Origin of the sequence: Pontibacillus sp. HMF3514, assembly GCF_009858175.1 — a bacterium.
Classification (GTDB): domain Bacteria; phylum Bacillota; class Bacilli; order Bacillales; family BH030062; genus Pontibacillus.
The window spans coordinates 3,100,164-3,115,326 of sequence record NZ_CP047393.1 but is presented as its reverse complement, the minus strand read 5'-3'; the positions used below and the strand labels follow the sequence as shown (position 1 = coordinate 3,115,326).

Annotated in this window: 18 protein-coding genes; 9 read left to right on the top strand and 9 right to left on the bottom strand. The window is 37.6% G+C overall.

The features are described 5' to 3' along the window. Positions 1 to 116 precede the first annotated feature (116 nt). Entirely contained in the window at positions 117 to 1,634 is a 1,518-nt protein-coding gene (locus tag GS400_RS15990) for a sodium-dependent transporter (RefSeq protein ID WP_160103426.1), read from the top strand. After that, entirely contained in the window at positions 1,634 to 1,738 is a 105-nt protein-coding gene (locus tag GS400_RS15985; protein ID WP_160103424.1) for a methionine/alanine import family NSS transporter small subunit, read from the top strand. Before GS400_RS15990 ends, GS400_RS15985 begins: the two co-directional genes overlap by 1 nt. 39 nt (positions 1,739 to 1,777) lie before the next feature. Here the strand turns inward: GS400_RS15985 and GS400_RS15980 are convergent, their stop codons facing one another. Together GS400_RS15980 and GS400_RS15975 are read right to left on the bottom strand one after the other, a co-directional pair. After that, complete coding sequence (locus tag GS400_RS15980; protein WP_304608250.1) at positions 1,778 to 2,746, bottom strand: M23 family metallopeptidase; 969 nt, start codon at positions 2,744 to 2,746, stop codon at positions 1,778 to 1,780. Between the two features lie 158 nt (positions 2,747 to 2,904). Beyond that, positions 2,905 to 3,585 carry a YhcN/YlaJ family sporulation lipoprotein gene (locus GS400_RS15975; protein ID WP_160103422.1) on the bottom strand — a complete coding sequence of 227 codons (681 nt, stop codon included), beginning with the start codon at positions 3,583 to 3,585 and terminating at the stop codon, positions 2,905 to 2,907. A gap of 156 nt (positions 3,586 to 3,741) precedes the next feature. Between GS400_RS15975 and GS400_RS15970 the strand changes: the two genes are divergently transcribed. Next, complete coding sequence (locus GS400_RS15970; protein WP_160103420.1) at positions 3,742 to 4,017, top strand: YutD family protein; 276 nt, start codon at positions 3,742 to 3,744, stop codon at positions 4,015 to 4,017. 169 nt (positions 4,018 to 4,186) lie between these two features. On the opposite strand, the gene GS400_RS15965 is transcribed toward GS400_RS15970, so the two are convergent. The 3 genes from GS400_RS15965 to glpX form a co-directional block, all read right to left on the bottom strand. Continuing rightward, complete coding sequence (locus GS400_RS15965) at positions 4,187 to 4,489, bottom strand: cytosolic protein (RefSeq protein ID WP_160103418.1); 303 nt, start codon at positions 4,487 to 4,489, stop codon at positions 4,187 to 4,189. A gap of 64 nt (positions 4,490 to 4,553) precedes the next feature. Continuing rightward, positions 4,554 to 4,823, bottom strand: a complete 270-nt coding sequence (locus tag GS400_RS15960; protein WP_160103416.1) for a DUF3055 domain-containing protein — start codon at positions 4,821 to 4,823, stop codon at positions 4,554 to 4,556. A gap of 27 nt (positions 4,824 to 4,850) precedes the next feature. Beyond that, positions 4,851 to 5,816, bottom strand: a complete 966-nt coding sequence (gene glpX / locus GS400_RS15955; RefSeq protein WP_160103414.1) for a class II fructose-bisphosphatase — start codon at positions 5,814 to 5,816, stop codon at positions 4,851 to 4,853. A 143-nt stretch (positions 5,817 to 5,959) separates the two neighbouring features. On the opposite strand from glpX, the gene GS400_RS15950 reads away from it, so the two are divergent. Together GS400_RS15950 and GS400_RS15945 are read left to right on the top strand one after the other, a co-directional pair. Next, positions 5,960 to 6,397: a DUF86 domain-containing protein gene (locus tag GS400_RS15950; RefSeq protein ID WP_160103412.1), complete on the top strand. Its 438-nt coding sequence runs from the start codon at positions 5,960 to 5,962 to the stop codon at positions 6,395 to 6,397. A gap of 60 nt (positions 6,398 to 6,457) precedes the next feature. After that, the gene (locus GS400_RS15945; RefSeq protein ID WP_160103410.1) at positions 6,458 to 7,228 is read left to right on the top strand and encodes a TIGR01457 family HAD-type hydrolase; all 771 of its coding nucleotides are present in this window, start codon (positions 6,458 to 6,460) and stop codon (positions 7,226 to 7,228) included. 49 nt (positions 7,229 to 7,277) lie between these two features. Here the strand turns inward: GS400_RS15945 and GS400_RS15940 are convergent, their stop codons facing one another. The 3 genes from GS400_RS15940 to GS400_RS15930 all read right to left on the bottom strand — a co-directional run bounded on the left by GS400_RS15940 (position 7,278) and on the right by GS400_RS15930 (position 11,135). Then, positions 7,278 to 8,828, bottom strand: coding sequence for a hypothetical protein (locus tag GS400_RS15940; protein ID WP_160103409.1), 1,551 nt, complete (start codon positions 8,826 to 8,828; stop codon positions 7,278 to 7,280). A gap of 125 nt (positions 8,829 to 8,953) precedes the next feature. Then, positions 8,954 to 10,495 carry a hypothetical protein gene (locus GS400_RS15935; RefSeq protein WP_160103408.1) on the bottom strand — a complete coding sequence of 514 codons (1,542 nt, stop codon included), beginning with the start codon at positions 10,493 to 10,495 and terminating at the stop codon, positions 8,954 to 8,956. 133 nt (positions 10,496 to 10,628) lie between these two features. Next, positions 10,629 to 11,135 carry a phosphatidylglycerophosphatase A family protein gene (locus GS400_RS15930; protein ID WP_160103407.1) on the bottom strand — a complete coding sequence of 169 codons (507 nt, stop codon included), beginning with the start codon at positions 11,133 to 11,135 and terminating at the stop codon, positions 10,629 to 10,631. 157 nt (positions 11,136 to 11,292) lie between these two features. Between GS400_RS15930 and yutH the strand changes: the two genes are divergently transcribed. Further along, the gene (gene yutH, locus GS400_RS15925; protein ID WP_160103406.1) at positions 11,293 to 12,276 is read left to right on the top strand and encodes a spore coat putative kinase YutH; all 984 of its coding nucleotides are present in this window, start codon (positions 11,293 to 11,295) and stop codon (positions 12,274 to 12,276) included. A 76-nt stretch (positions 12,277 to 12,352) separates the two neighbouring features. Beyond that, a complete protein-coding gene (locus tag GS400_RS15920; protein WP_160103405.1) occupies positions 12,353 to 13,321 on the top strand; it encodes a 2-hydroxyacid dehydrogenase in 969 nt (322 codons plus the stop codon). Between the two features lie 666 nt (positions 13,322 to 13,987). Here GS400_RS15920 and GS400_RS15915 read toward each other — a convergent pair. Next, entirely contained in the window at positions 13,988 to 14,218 is a 231-nt protein-coding gene (locus tag GS400_RS15915; RefSeq protein ID WP_231566570.1) for a NifU family protein, read from the bottom strand. A 234-nt stretch (positions 14,219 to 14,452) separates the two neighbouring features. Between GS400_RS15915 and GS400_RS15910 the strand changes: the two genes are divergently transcribed. Together GS400_RS15910 and GS400_RS15905 are read left to right on the top strand one after the other, a co-directional pair. Beyond that, complete coding sequence (locus GS400_RS15910; protein ID WP_160103404.1) at positions 14,453 to 14,776, top strand: DUF1462 family protein; 324 nt, start codon at positions 14,453 to 14,455, stop codon at positions 14,774 to 14,776. Between the two features lie 101 nt (positions 14,777 to 14,877). Further along, the gene (locus tag GS400_RS15905) at positions 14,878 to 15,114 is read left to right on the top strand and encodes a YuzB family protein (RefSeq protein ID WP_160103402.1); all 237 of its coding nucleotides are present in this window, start codon (positions 14,878 to 14,880) and stop codon (positions 15,112 to 15,114) included. The last annotated feature ends 49 nt before the right edge of the window (positions 15,115 to 15,163 follow it).

The following is a 15,163-nucleotide window of genomic DNA, read 5'->3' as shown; positions in this document are numbered from 1 at the left end:
GACTCGCTATAATCAATACTGAAACAGCGGAAATAATCAGAAAATTTGAACATTCTCATACAAAAATAAGCATATGCTTATTTTTTATGAGGAAAGATTGAAGGGGAGGTCTTTCTATGGAAAATCGATCACAATGGGGAACACGCGCCGGATTTATATTGGCGGCAGTTGGTTCTGCTATTGGTCTAGGTAACATTTGGCGATTCCCATATGTTGCTTATGACAACGGTGGAGGAGCATTCTTCTTACCTTATTTAATTGCACTATTTACAGCTGGGATTCCGATCCTGATTATGGAATTTACTATGGGACATAAGTTCCGCGGTTCATCACCATTAACCTTTGCAAGGTTAAATAAAAAGTCTGAAGCTCTCGGTTGGTTCCAAGTATTTGTCTCATTTGGGATATCAACATACTACGCCGTTATTATCGGTTGGGCATTAGCATATGCTTGGTTTTCCTTTAACCTATCTTGGGGAAGTGATACTCAAGCATTCTTATTCGCGGATTATTTGCAAGTCAGTGATCCTCCAACACAAATGGGGAGTCTAGTCCCTGGAGTGCTTTTCCCATTGATTATCGTATGGGCTGTCGTATTAAGTGTTTTATTTAAAGGAATTAAAAAGGGTGTAGAAGCTGCAAATAAAGTTTTCATACCTACACTTGTGGTCTTATTCTTAATTATTGTTATCCGTGCAGTAACACTAGAAGGTGCTGCAGAAGGCTTAAATGCATTCTTCCAACCTAATTGGTCTCAGTTGACTGATCCAACTGTATGGACAGCTGCTTATACTCAAATTTTCTTCAGCTTGTCTATCTGTTTTGCAATTATGATCACGTATTCAAGTTATTTACCGAAAAAATCTGATATTACGAACAACGCATTCATTACTGGTTTAAGTAACTCTGGTTTTGAATTACTTGCTGGTATTGGTGTATTCAGTGCGATTGGTTTCGTAGCAGTCACAACTGGTGGTGGAATTGATGATTTTGCTGGAGCTGGAGTTGGACTAGCGTTCGCAGTCTTCCCGCAAATTATTAATGAAATGCCGTTCTTAAATGGATTTTTTGGATTCTTATTCTTTGCTTCCTTAGTACTAGCAGGATTATCTTCACTTATATCCATTTGTGAAACATACATTCTGGCATTCCAAGAGAAGTTCAATATTACTCGTACAAAAGCTGTAGCGATCGGTGGCGGTTTATCTGCTCTTATTTCGTTAGTTTACGCTACACAAGGTGGAGCACACTTCTTAACAGCTGTTGACCGTTATGTTCTAACTGTTGGAGTTGGTCTGGGTGGTTTACTCGAGGTTATTCTTATTGCCTGGGCAATTCGCAAAGTAAAAACATTGAAAGATCATGCAGATGGTTTATCTCAAATTCGTCTTGGTGCATGGTGGACGATTTGTTTAACGGTTATTACACCAGTCCTATTAGGATATATGATGATATTACAACTGAAGAACGACTTTACAGCACCGTATGTTGATGGTTATCCGCTTGCTGTAGTTGGACCTTGGGGTATGGGTGCATTAGCCCTAGTTATTGTCTTTGCAGTTGTTTTCTCACTCTTCAAATGGAGAGGTGGAAAGGAAACGAGCGTTAACTCAGATAAGGAGGTTAGTGGCTAATGAGCGTGAGTGCAATTATCATGATGGTTATTAGTATGGTACTAATCTGGGGAGGTTTAGCTGCAAGTATAATTAATGCAGTGAAAACACCTAGTAATGATTAAAACTAAAGGATTGGGTGCATTTAGCATCCAATCCTTTTTTTATTTTTTTAGTTTTCGTGTCTCTCGTTCCCATTTCCTTAAATAAGGGTAGGGATCAAATGACCACTCACTATATCCGTTATCTCTATACATTCCATAATGGAGGTGAGGCGGGAACTTCCCAGACGTGCCTGGTGGACCATATCCAGTGGCACCTACATAACCAATAACATCACCTGGTTTTACAACTTGTCCAACCTTCACACCTTTTTCAAATCCGTTTAAGTGAGCAAAATAATGGTATATGTTATTGATATCGCGCACACCAATTCTCCAACCACCGTAACGGTTCCATCCTTTCATTTCTACAACCCCATAAGATGTTGCTCTAACAGGGACCCCATAGCTAGCAAATATATCGGTGCCTTCATGAATTCTTCTTCCACCAAATCCACGTGCATCTCCCCACGTATTTTTATAACTATAGTTATGATATAGAGGGACAGGGAACATGTGATTTTGAAGATCTATTGTATTAAATTTTTCATACACCTTTGCTGTATTCATGATTGTTTGCACGGATAATTCTCGTTGATAATAATTCCAGATGGCTATTTTAATGTCTTGTTTAGATGTACCATACTGTTTGATCCAATCTGCCATTGTATATAAAATATCGTAATCATTTGTCCGATCGGCTATATCATCACCATCACCATCTTTTCCAATTCCGCCTAGAACTTCAATTTCACTTACAGTTAGCGGTCGATCCTCTGTTGATTGAGCCCCATTCCAAAGGGGAGAAGGGAAGGTGATGGAAATCAGGTCATCAGAGGCATGAGATTTATGGATATGCTTTTCATATTGATCAATCGCAGCTAAGTAATACCAAGGAATCTGCGTTAATGTTTCCATACTTTTAAATAAGTCCATTTTTTGTTTATATGGATCTTGTTCAGGCTCAGCTTGCGATATTGTTGGAACAATTAAGCAAATGATAAGGACGATGACGCCCCCGAATTGATTTATCACAGTTGTTCACCTCCACATATAAGCTCTTATATAAGGTAGTTTGCGGTAACATAGTTGAAAACATGATTGGTAAATCTTTAAAATTTAAGGGGATATGACAACATAAAGAAGAGCTTCAAATCCCATATGATTTGAAGCTCTATGTGGGGTAGCTTTTATTGGCCCATCATGCTACCTTGTTCTTTTTCTACATCACGTTTGTCTTTTTTAGACTTCGTTTCATCGTTATACATTTGTTCACCTTGAGGCGATTTTTTCATTTGGTCTATGACAGATTCAATTGAGTCTCGGTATTCGCGGTCGCCTGTTCTCATATTACTTAATGTTGCAAGCTCACGATACATGTTCTGTTGGTCAGATACATAAACCTCATAATATCGAGGTACAACAGACATTGCATTCTTCTTAGCCATATCTGCTGCGCGGTTACGGTCCATGTTACCTTCAGGTGTATAAGCAACTAATACTTCAGAATCGGTCACTAATGTTGCTGCATCTTTAATGCCCTCGCCTTGAAGCATATATCGTGTAATTAAGTCAGAAACCTGTTCACGATCCATGATACCGTAGCGAATTTCCTCATCATTGTTGCCTACCTGATCCTTTGTATATCGAACATATCCGAATCGGTCTGTACGAGCATCATTACGATCGTCTTTCTGAGACTGATAACTACTATTCAATGATTGGTCTTGATCAAACCCTACATTGTTATAGCCGTTATTATTGTCACCCATGTCCAAGGCACCTTCATTACCGTTATCATTGCCTGCACAGCCTGATACAAGTATTGTCGCTGCTAAAGCTGTAGTTGATAACCAACTTTTGTAGTTCAATGGAAACCCTCCTATGCAATTATAATGTTCCTCTCCTCATCTATAGCTTGAGTCATAATAAAATCTTCATGCTAGAAAATGTTCTCCAGTATGAAATTATAAAAGTAAAAAAATCCAAAATATGATACACTAGAAGAAGCATAAGAGGTGATCGACGTGATTGAGATTCAAGGGAAAAAATATGATCTAATTCATAATGAAAAAGATGGCTTCCAAGAAGAAGCATTTGAAGAACGTTTCAGTGATATTTTAAGTAAATATGATTTTATTGTCGGTGACTGGGGATACGGTCAACTGCGACTTCGTGGCTTTTATGATGACCAAAATCCAAAAGCAACATTTGATACCAAAATTAGTACCTTAAATGATTATTTGTTAGAATATTGCAATTTTGGTTGTGCGCACTTTGTTATCAAAAAAGTAGATGAATAAAAACCAGACAGCTTTTTAGCTTGTCTGGTTTTTTGGGCCTACAGGATGTAGGTCAGATCGGTGTTGTCACAGGACGTGACGAACTTGGGCCTACAGGATGTAGGTCAGATCGGTGTTGTCACAGGATGTGACGAACTTAACCGATCATCCTTATCCCACACTTTCTTTTTTAGGACTCATCTGTTCTTTGATTTTCGATAGAAGGTTTAACTTCTTCATCAGGATGGTCGTGGGTTGGGTGGGAACCTGGGTCAAGACGTTGTAGATCCTTGTGGAGTGATTTGTTTTCATAGTTAAAGGCACTGTAATAGCGTTGACCAGGTTTCCAAGGTGTACTTTTATTTTCTACAGGCTCATATTTATTGCGTGGTGCGCCATAAGGTCCTTCAGGTAGCTGTTCAGGAGTCAGGTAATTTCGCATAGCTTCAACATTCGCAAAGTCCGAGTAACGTTCTTCTTTTTCATCAGACATAAAAAACCCTCCTTTGGCTTAGTTTAAACCAAAAGAGGGTTTCTTATTATTGATAGAACGATTCCTATATAACTTGTCTTAAAAATTCCCGTAGTTCTTCGGCTTCTACTTCAGTGAGGTTATATACATGTTCCAAATAGCCGGGCTCTTCTACATCATCTTGGCCGATAATAGCATAATGACTTCCTTGGAGATCGAGAACAATTTTTTTGCCATAATACCGGTCTGTTGTCATAATGGCCAAATCGTACCGATGGGCTTCTCCCATAAAACTAACAAAACGTGTGTTTGTTTCCTCTTGATCATCATATAGAAAAAATTGGTCTTCGGACATGTTTTACAACCTCCTTGGGTGTAATTTTTAATAAACGAAGTTAGGCTTATGATCCAACTGGTGATTTGCTTTAATAAAGCGAACCGTTCTGGTTTTAGCGCGCATTACGATAGAATCTGTTTCAGTTAACTCGCCACCTAGAAACTTAACGCCATTTAATAACTCACCTTCTGTTACACCTGTAGCTGCAAAAATGGCATCATCACTTTGAACTAAATCATCTAATGTTAATAATTGCTCTGGATCTTCAAGCCCCATACCTATGCAGCGTTGTGCTTCTTCATCATTTTTAGGAACAAGACGAGCTTGCATATCTCCGTCTAAACACTTAATTGCTGCTGCAGAGATAACACCTTCTGGAGCGCCACCCCTACCGACGAAAAGGTCTACCCCTGTATGTGGAAGACATGTAGCAATTGAAGCACCAACATCACCGTCTCCAAATAATTTAACGCGAGCACCTTTAGCACGAACACGTTCAACAAGTTCTTCGTGGCGTGGACGTTCCTGGACAATAACAGTTAAATCATGAATACGCTTATTATTAGCTTTTGCGACAATATCAATCGTTTTTTCAATCGGATCATCTAGACTGATTTTTCCACTAGCTTTTTTACCGACAGCAATCTTTTCCATATACATATCTGGTGCATGTAAAAGAGCGCCACGGTCTGCTGCTGCAATGACAGCCATTGCATTATTGTGACCTTTCGCTACAATGTTCGTACCTTCAAGTGGATCAACTGCAATATCAACTGCTGGTCCATTACCATTACCTAATTCTTCTCCAATATATAGCATAGGTGCTTGGTCTTTTTCACCTTCACCTATTACAACCGTACCTTCCATGGAGATGGAGTCAAACATTCCTCTCATAGCTGAAGTTGCAGCATCATCTGCTTCATTTTTCTTTCCTCTTCCCATCCATTGAGCTGAGCTTACAGCTGCTGCTTCTGTTACACGTACAAGTTCTAAGGCTAATTCACGATCCATGGTTGTTTTCCCCCGATACTTTGTTTTCCTTCTATATAATAGCAGAAAACGGACCAGAACTTAAATGGAAATTAGCGTTTATATAGAATAAGATATGATATGATAGCACAAGAAGAAGGTTGAAGTGAAAGGAGATATAGAGAATGTATTTTGTTGATAGAAGTAAAATCGAAGAAACATTACAATATTTGGATGGTTTGTTAACTTGTTTTGAGAACGAGACATTTGAAACATTTACAGAAAAACTAGCGCTTGAACGAATAGCTCAAATGTGTGTAGAGTCGATTGTGGATGTTGGAAATATGATGATTGATGGCTTTATTATGAGAGATCCCGGTAGTTATGAGGATATTATCGATATTCTAACGGATGAAAAAGTTCTTCCTGAAGAGGAGGAAGATTATTATAAAAACATTATCCAAATGCGTAAGCCTCTAGTCAGAGAGTTTGTAAATATGGACCATGATTATTTATATAATACAATAAATCAAAATTGGACTTCGTTAACAACTTTCAGTGAGCGAATTCGTTATTATCTCAATGAAGAATTAGGGCCCGTTTCAGCCTTTTCAAAAGAATAGGACGTTCTCTTAGAGCGGAGAGCGTTTTTTCACATGAAGAAAGAGAAAGGGGATTACACCATGACATCTTATAAAGGCTATTTAATTGATCTAGATGGGACAATGTATCGAGGAACTGAACGTATTGAAGCAGCATCAGATTTTGTTAAAGCATTAAAAGAAAAAGATATCCCACACTTGTTTGTTACGAATAATTCATCAAGACGCCCCGAACAAGTGGCAGAGAAATTGAATTCATTTGATATACCTGCTGAGGAAGCTCAAGTATTCACAACAAGTATGGCAACAGCATCTTATATTAAACAGCAAAAGGAAGGTGCAAATGTTTATGCTATAGGTGAAGAAGGACTTTTCCATGCACTGGAGGATAAAGGACTTCATCTTGTAGAGGAAGATAGTGATTATGTTGTTGTCGGAATTGACCGAGGAATTACATATGAAAAATTAAGTAAAGCATGCTTAAATGTTCGTGGTGGGGCGAAGTTCCTATCAACGAACGGTGATATAGCTATTCCTACTGAAAGAGGAATGCTACCCGGTAATGGCTCGTTAACTTCTGTTGTAACCGTCTCTACTGGAGTAGAACCTATATTCATAGGAAAACCAGAATCGATCATTATGCAACAAGCAATGGAAGCGTTAGGACTTACTAAAGAGGAAACGTTAATGGTGGGAGATAATTATCATACTGATATCTTAGCGGGCATGAATGCTGAGCTAGATACGCTTTTAGTTCACACAGGTGTAACCACCAAAGAGCATTTACAAGAGTATGATCGTCAACCTACATACACAATAGAATCCTTAGAAGAATGGATTTCGAAGTTATAAGACAACAAAAAAAGCCCTCTCAGGTGTGAGAGGGCTTTACTTAAGGTTTCTAAAATACATATGGTCCAACAGTTAGTGATAATATGAGAATGTGCACAAATACAAAATAGACAACCTTATACCCAGCAGAAGTAGATCTGTGTATGAACTGCATACAACCATAAGCAATCAGACCAGCTACTAATATGATCACTATCGAGTTTCCTGGGAAGGCGATATACGCTGGTGCTGTAGCATTTAATTTTTGAGTGAAAATGGTGCCACTCTGTATGAACGCCCCTAATAAATAAATCCCAATAGCAGAATAAAGAACCCACTTATAATCATGATCGATTGACTTTTTATAGAATAAGAATAGGAGCACGAAGAATATGAGAGGCCAAACCATCCATTTCATTGCAAGGATTAAAAATGGAAATGCTTTGGTCAGCATGCTCATTGTAACGCCTAAGGCCAGTAACATATCTGTTTTCGAATAACCCGCTGCTTGTTCAATTACCTGAGGTTGTGAAGAAGATACATATAAGGTATTTGGAATATTCATATCCATCCACATTACCATGTGGTCATTCACAAGCTTGGGATTCGTTGAAAAACGATAGGTATTACTTCTTCTTTTCGCAGTAATATTTTCTTCATCAACAATGTTTAACTCATAAATATTCGGAGCATAATTTGTTTGATAATCAACTTTACTAAAACCAATACCATAAAACGCAAGACTAAGTTGGTCATTAAGGTAAGAGGCTGTTACTTCTCCGATTTCATCTATTCTTGCCCCCGTTTTAGGATCAATGGGGTTAATAAGTCTCGGAGATATAGTGTCGTCGGATGACTGAAATTCTGAAACATATAAACGATATGGATCTTTTCCAGCACTTTCTACAAAAGATTTCATGGCTAATCCTAATCGATTTTCAGTAGCTGCGTATGCTACTTCCACAATGCTTTCATTTGCTGGGACACTAATAGACTGTTCTTGTACTTTTTTTAGGTCTCCATTTTGGAGTTGAAACATTGTGAAATTTAATTTATTTGCAACCGTACTGTCTGCAATAATCGTAGGGATATCATTATGGTGTGTGATTTTATACTCTTCATAACCCTCAGGTAAATTTCCTAGTTCTTTTGTTTCTAGTGAACTAGGATCTAGTGAGAAAAGGGTGGTTTCTTGGATGTAATAAATATCACCTTCTTTAACGAACATTGAATTAGCTTTGGCTAATACATCTCCTGAGTCATGGTGAATAATTTCGTCATCAAGATGGTAAATTAGTGTATTGTTATTAGCGAAATATGGATCCCATTTCGTAAACGGAACCTCCAGAGTTGACGCTTCCTCTAATGTGAAGTCTTTAGAGAATGTTTTTTTCGTCAGTGTCCCATCGTTAAATATGGCTGTTTGGTATTTTCCGTCTTCCGTTTTATAAAGGTTAGGTAGTGATTTACTGTCAGATTTACCTATTTCAATTCCTCGGCTCCAATCATCAGATGGTTGATTTGATACGGATTCAGCACCTTGATAAAACAAAAGAGAAAAAAAGGCAAAAGCCATTGTAAGTGGTACAATCCAAATTAGTTTTTGTTTGAGTACTTCCATTGTGTCTCCCCCTTTCAAAATAAATGAGACTTTCTACTTATACGACTCATTTATAAAACGGTTTCATTTTTCTGTAAAAATATATAAAAATTGGATATTTAGATCGCGGACAATGAAACACTCTTTTATAAGATATAACCTCCTATTGTTAACATAAGGAAGATAAGATGTAAGGCTACAAAGTACATAACTTTATATCCTACAGACCATGTTCGACGTGCAAACATTAAACAAAAGAAGGCTAAAAGTCCGAATAACAAAATGAATACATAAGGAAATCCAGGGAAGGTTACAAAATCAGGTGCACGAACTTGGATGGTACGAACAAAGAAATGCTCCTCAAGTAGTAAAGCACCAATTAAATAAACGGCAATTCCACTGTATAAAATCCAAGATAAATTTTGATCCATTGACCTTTTGAAAAAGAGGAAAAGAATACTAAAGAACAGAAGTGGTACGACAATCCATGGATATGTTAAATAAATGGATGTGAATGATTTAACTAAGTGCATAATGGTTTGTCCAAACGCTATAGTTAAGTCTGTTTGGGTGAACGTATCTGCCTTTGCAATTAAATCTGGATTTTGGGAAGAGATAAAAATCTTCTTATTAATTCCATAATCAAGCCACATAATGGTTTCTTTATTGAGAAGTAATGGATTTGTTGAGAAATACCTTGTATTGCTAATCTGTTGAACATCGATTCCTGATGACGTTTTAGTAAATTGATAGATATTGTTTGCGCTCATGGTTTCTGTAGCACGTTCTGTAAAACCAGTTGCGTGAAAGATTACATATAATTGACCATCCCTGTAATAGGGTCTAAAATCGCCAGCTTCCCTTATCTTTCTTCCTGTATTTGGATCATTTAGATTTAATAAATTGAAATCTAAGTAAGGGTTATCCCAAGAACTTTCCAGTGAGTAAATGCGAGATTCTTTTCTTCCAACGTCCGTTTTAGCAACAATACCAAACCCATTGTCCTTTGTAGCCACTGCTATGTCACTAAAATATTCACTAATTGGTACCTTAAGCATTCCTTTTGCTTTAACCGTTAGCTCGCCACTAGGGAGTGCTTCATATAAAGCCATTGGTACTTTAAAGCCAAGAGATTTATAAGCCATGAAGTACATTTTATCCTTATGTACAATAGGAACAACAGTCTGGTACTGATCAGAAATTTTTCCTAGTAAAGTAGAGGATTTTGATTGAGGATTTAATTGGTAAATTTCATTATCCTTTGAATAAAATAAATGGTTTTCTAAAGGATAGAATTTATCAGCCATTGTGATTAATTCATCAGTATTCCCATTTATTAATTCCCCGTCTTCGTGGTAAATTAATTCCCCTTTGTTGTAGTAGAATGGATCCCATTTAGTGAATGGAACAGACTTGGATGATTCATTTAATAATTCGAATGACTGATTATAAGTTTTCGTTAAAACTTCTCCCTCATTAAAAAAAGCTATTCGGATCTCTGAACCATTTTGATAAGAGAACGGTGCACGATTCGTTTGAGTTTCACCAATCTTTATATGGCGACTCCACTCTTCACTTGGTTGCTTAGCAATTAGTGTCAGATTACTCCAAAATAATCCGAACACAATAGAGAAAATGATGATGATTGGAACAACCCAAACTAGATTTCTCCTAATTTTCTGTAACATAATGACCCCCGAAAATATAATAGGACAAAACTCTCTTAATTTTCTTTATTTTACCATGATTTTACCATGACTCTACGAATTAAAAAACATTTACTTCAGCAACCATTTTTATATAAAAAAAGAAACCGATGACTTAGTCATCGATTTCTTCGTCGCTTGCAGTACTATGGGCTAAACGACTTGATGCTGCAGCAGCAATCGCTCCAACAATGTCATCTAAAAAGGTGTTACAACCATAAGATTTGTCATTTAGCTTTTCTAAAATTCCTGGTTTTTGTTTATCAATAAATCCGTAATTCGTAAACCCAATGGAACCATAAACGTTTACGATAGAAAGTGCTATAACCTCATCGATTCCATATAGGCTTTCATCAACTTCAATGGTTTCTTGAAGCGGTGAGTCTAGCTGTTTTTTCTCAGCTAAGATGTCAAGTTGTATCCCTGTTAAGATTGCGTTTTGAACTTCACGCTTAGCAATAACTCGATTCACATTCCATTTACATTCCTCTAGCGATAAATCATCGTGATACTTGGACTGTAAGTAATACACGAGATCGGCTATATCATCTAGTGTTACGCCTCTCTCTTTTAACCATATTCTTGCTTTTTCTTCTAACTGCGTCATTTTTTGCTGTGCCATTTTTTATCACCTATTTCTTTGTTTGTACACATCAATTTATTCCCTATAAATCATGTTATGAAACAACGATCATGGTTGTGATTCAGGAAAGAGTGCTCAAGGTTTTGAAACTTATACATAAATATAGAATAAGACACTTTTTAAGGTAGGTGCTAATATGAAAGACATCATTCAAGAACGGTATAATATTGAGCTGGGGGAAGAGATTTATCATTCTGGTCTTCATGGATTTAAAGGGCGGGATGGGTATTATATTCTTATATCAGAACCGCCAACTACAGATGAAGAAGCATACGAACAACGTTCTCTTTGTGAATATTTAATGAATCAAGGATTTCAAAACGTCGCAATTCCTATGTTTACAACAGAAGGACGCCTTCAGAATAGCCTTGATAACCAAACGTTCTCACTTATTTATACACCTTCTTTTGAAACGGTGCAAGAAAAACAAGGAACAAGGCTTGCCCAGTTACATCAATTAGGAAACGATTACCCCTATCAACCTCAATATGTCACTCGATATGGTCAATGGAAAAAACTTTGGGAAGATAAAATGGATGCATGGACTACTCTATATAAACAGGAATGGGAAGAGAGACCTGCCACCTCATATCAGAGATTATTTATTGAGACATTTCCTTATTTGGAAGGGATGACCGAAAACGCAATTCAATACTTACAAGAAAGTGAGCGAGATTGGCGTTATGATCAAACAGACCAAGGAACATTTACGTTTCAGCGCCTACATCCATCTATGTTATCCGAAAACATATGGCCTCATACCTTGTTATATGATCATCCAACTCGTGATATTGCTGAATGGATGAGATACAAATTTCTCGAAAACGGGTCTGAAGCTTTCGGGGAGATACAAACGTTTTTAGATGATTATGAATCCTCTAGAGCATTGTCAGTATTTAGTTGGAGAATGATTTATGCACGTTTGCTCTTACCTGTTCATTTGTTTGATTCTTTAGAAGGATCGCTTGGGAATGGTGATAAAAGAAATCGAATGGCAGAACACTCCTTGAGAGATCTTTTGCATTTTCAAGACACTTATGAACAAATTCTTCACCGCTTTTTTTCTGAGTTATCTTTAGATGTCCAACGCGTCAATATTCCAGTTTTAGATTGGGATTGAGTTGCTATGACTAGGTATTGAAATTGTGATTATGCTACTATTGTAGGCAAAGTAATCGTTATTTAGGAGGATCAGCATGTCAAAGCCATATGTATATATCACAAGATCTTTACCAGAAGATGTCGTCAATCAATTCCAAGATATTTTTGATATTCATATGTGGGATTATGAAGAAAAACCTGTGGAAAGAGAAACATTACTTCAAGAAGCGAATAAAGCGGATGCTCTTATTACAATGCTTAGTGATAAGGTTGATGAAGAGCTACTTCATGAATGCAATCAAGTTAAAGTAATTGCGAACCTGGCAGTAGGTTATGACAATATTGATGTGCAAAAGGCTGATGAAAAAGGGATAACGATAACCAACACACCTGATGTTCTAACAGAAACAACAGCAGATTTAACTTTTTCTTTATTAATGGCAACAGCAAGACGTATTGTTGAAGCAGCTGAGTATGTGAAAGAAGGTCAGTGGAAAAATTGGGCACCTCTTTTGTTAGCGGGCAAAGATATTCACCACAAAACAATTGGTATTGTAGGAATGGGACGAATTGGTGAAGCTGTAGCTAAACGTGCTACAGGGTTCAATATGGATATTCTATATCATAATCGAAGTCGAAAAGAGCATGCAGAACAAGAGCTTGGTGCCAAGTATGTGTCATTTGACGATTTGCTGGAGCAATCAGACTATGTGGTTTGCTTAGCTCCGTTAACAAAAGAAACAAAAGGGATGTTTGATCAAAAAGCTTTTGAGAAGATGAAATCTACAGCTATTTTTGTAAATGCATCTAGGGGAGCCAATGTGGATGAAGAGGCTCTTTACAAAGCTCTTGAAGATGGCGAAATTCAAGCGGCAGGACTTGATGTTTTTGCTCAAGAGCCGATATCATCTGACCATCCTTTACTTCAATTAGAGAACGTTGTTGCGTTACCGCATATTGGGTCTTCTAGTGAGGAAACTAGAAAGAATATGATGGAGCTTTGCTTTGAAAATATACAACGCGTATGGAATGGGCAAGAAGCTAAAACGAAAGTGAACCCTTAATGGCAAAGATCTCTCTTAATGAGGGATCTTTTTTTAGTTAGATAAACATACTTTTTTCAACAATATGGCAGGATTATTGAAGACTTGAAACTGAGAGGAGTCCGTTGCTGTTGAGTAATTTGTTCCGGTCAGTAAAACGGCAAGCCTGTTGTGGAAGACAAGCCGAGCCTCCTCGTTCCTGCGGGGTCTCGTCTTGCCTTTGTTACCACGACAGTTTGCCGTTTCCTTCCCTCCACGCGATTAAGGAGACTAACGGACCATAATTCAGCTTTCCCACCTCATATTGATTGGAAATCATATTCTGAGAAGTTGCTCAGACCCTTGTCATGATAGGCTTATACTACCTGGAATCAGAACATCCTCTCCCTGAACTACGGCGGTTCCGTTAGTCACCATTCGGCAAAGGTGGGCTGTGGAACGGGTTGACTCCTCCGGTAGAAAGGGCGAGCGAGATCCCGCAGGAACGAAGTGACGAGGAAGCTCGATCGGTCTTCCGGGGAAAGCAACCCGTTCCACAGCCCACCGATCTGCACAAAAGCAACGGAACCATACGCACATTATCTCGATTCCAATTCTTCCACATTAGAGGGCTATAGTGGAATAAATAAAAGCCTGATATAAAAAAGAACATGCAGTTTATAGCTGCATGTTCTTAAGTAGAGTCATTTAGAATACTTGTTCAACTTCACGAATACCTGGTACTTCTTCTACAAGTGCGCGCTCAATACCAGCTTTTAGTGTGATTGTAGAACTTGGGCAGCTTCCGCAAGCTCCCATTAGACGAAGGCGAACGATTCCTTCTTCTACATCTACAAGCTCAACGTCTCCACCATCACGTAGTAAGAAGGGACGAAGTTTATTTAAGACCTCTTGTACTTGTTCTTGGTTTTCCATCATCCATCTTCTCCTTTCATTCTTATGTTCATTATAATTCACACTTCATAAAAAATCTATTATACTGCGTCAATTTCCTCAATCTGGTTCATCTATGGATATTTCCATTATATAATGAAAAAGTATAATTGTCTCTCTTTATATTTTACTGAGAACCATTATCATTTTAACTTTTTTTCAGCTTTTTGTAAAATAGAATTATAGGAGAAAGGCTTCATCAGAGAGGGAGGATAAAGCATGAACAAAACAACCATTACAGTGTATGGAGCGGAGCAACGATGTGCAAGTTGTGTGAATGCTCCTGGGTCTAAAGAAACGTATGAGTGGCTTGAAGCAGCTATTTCAAGAAAATATGATTCTAGTTATCTACAATTTCAGTATATTGATATTTTTACACCACCCGAACAAGAAGAGCATCAGTATTTCACACAAAAGATCTTAGATGATGAATTCTTCTATCCACTTGTGGTCGTGAATGGAGAAGTCGTAGGAGAAGGGAACCCTCGTTTGAAAACGGTTTATAGAGCGTTGGAATCGGAAGGTATTCAACCAACAAGTTAACGAACAAAGGTGTATGTATATTGAGATTTATACCGAAACTATGGTAGCATAGATCGTTGAGTAGGGGATTCATCAGATTAAAATAGCAAGAGGTGAAAACGATGAATCCGATCATCGAATTTTGTATTAATAATTTAGCAAGTGGATCTCAAAAAGCGAAAGAAGAGCTTGAGAAAGATCTAGATCTTGATGTTATAGAATATGGATGTTTAAGTCATTGTGGCCTATGCGCCCAGTCCCTTTTTTGTTTAGTAAATGGGGATCGTGTAACTGGAGAAACACCTGATGAATTAGTGGAAAATGTATATCAGCACTTAGAAGAGAATCCCCTGTTCTAATGAAATAGAAGCGCGATGTTTTAGCATCGCGTTTTTGTATATTATAATC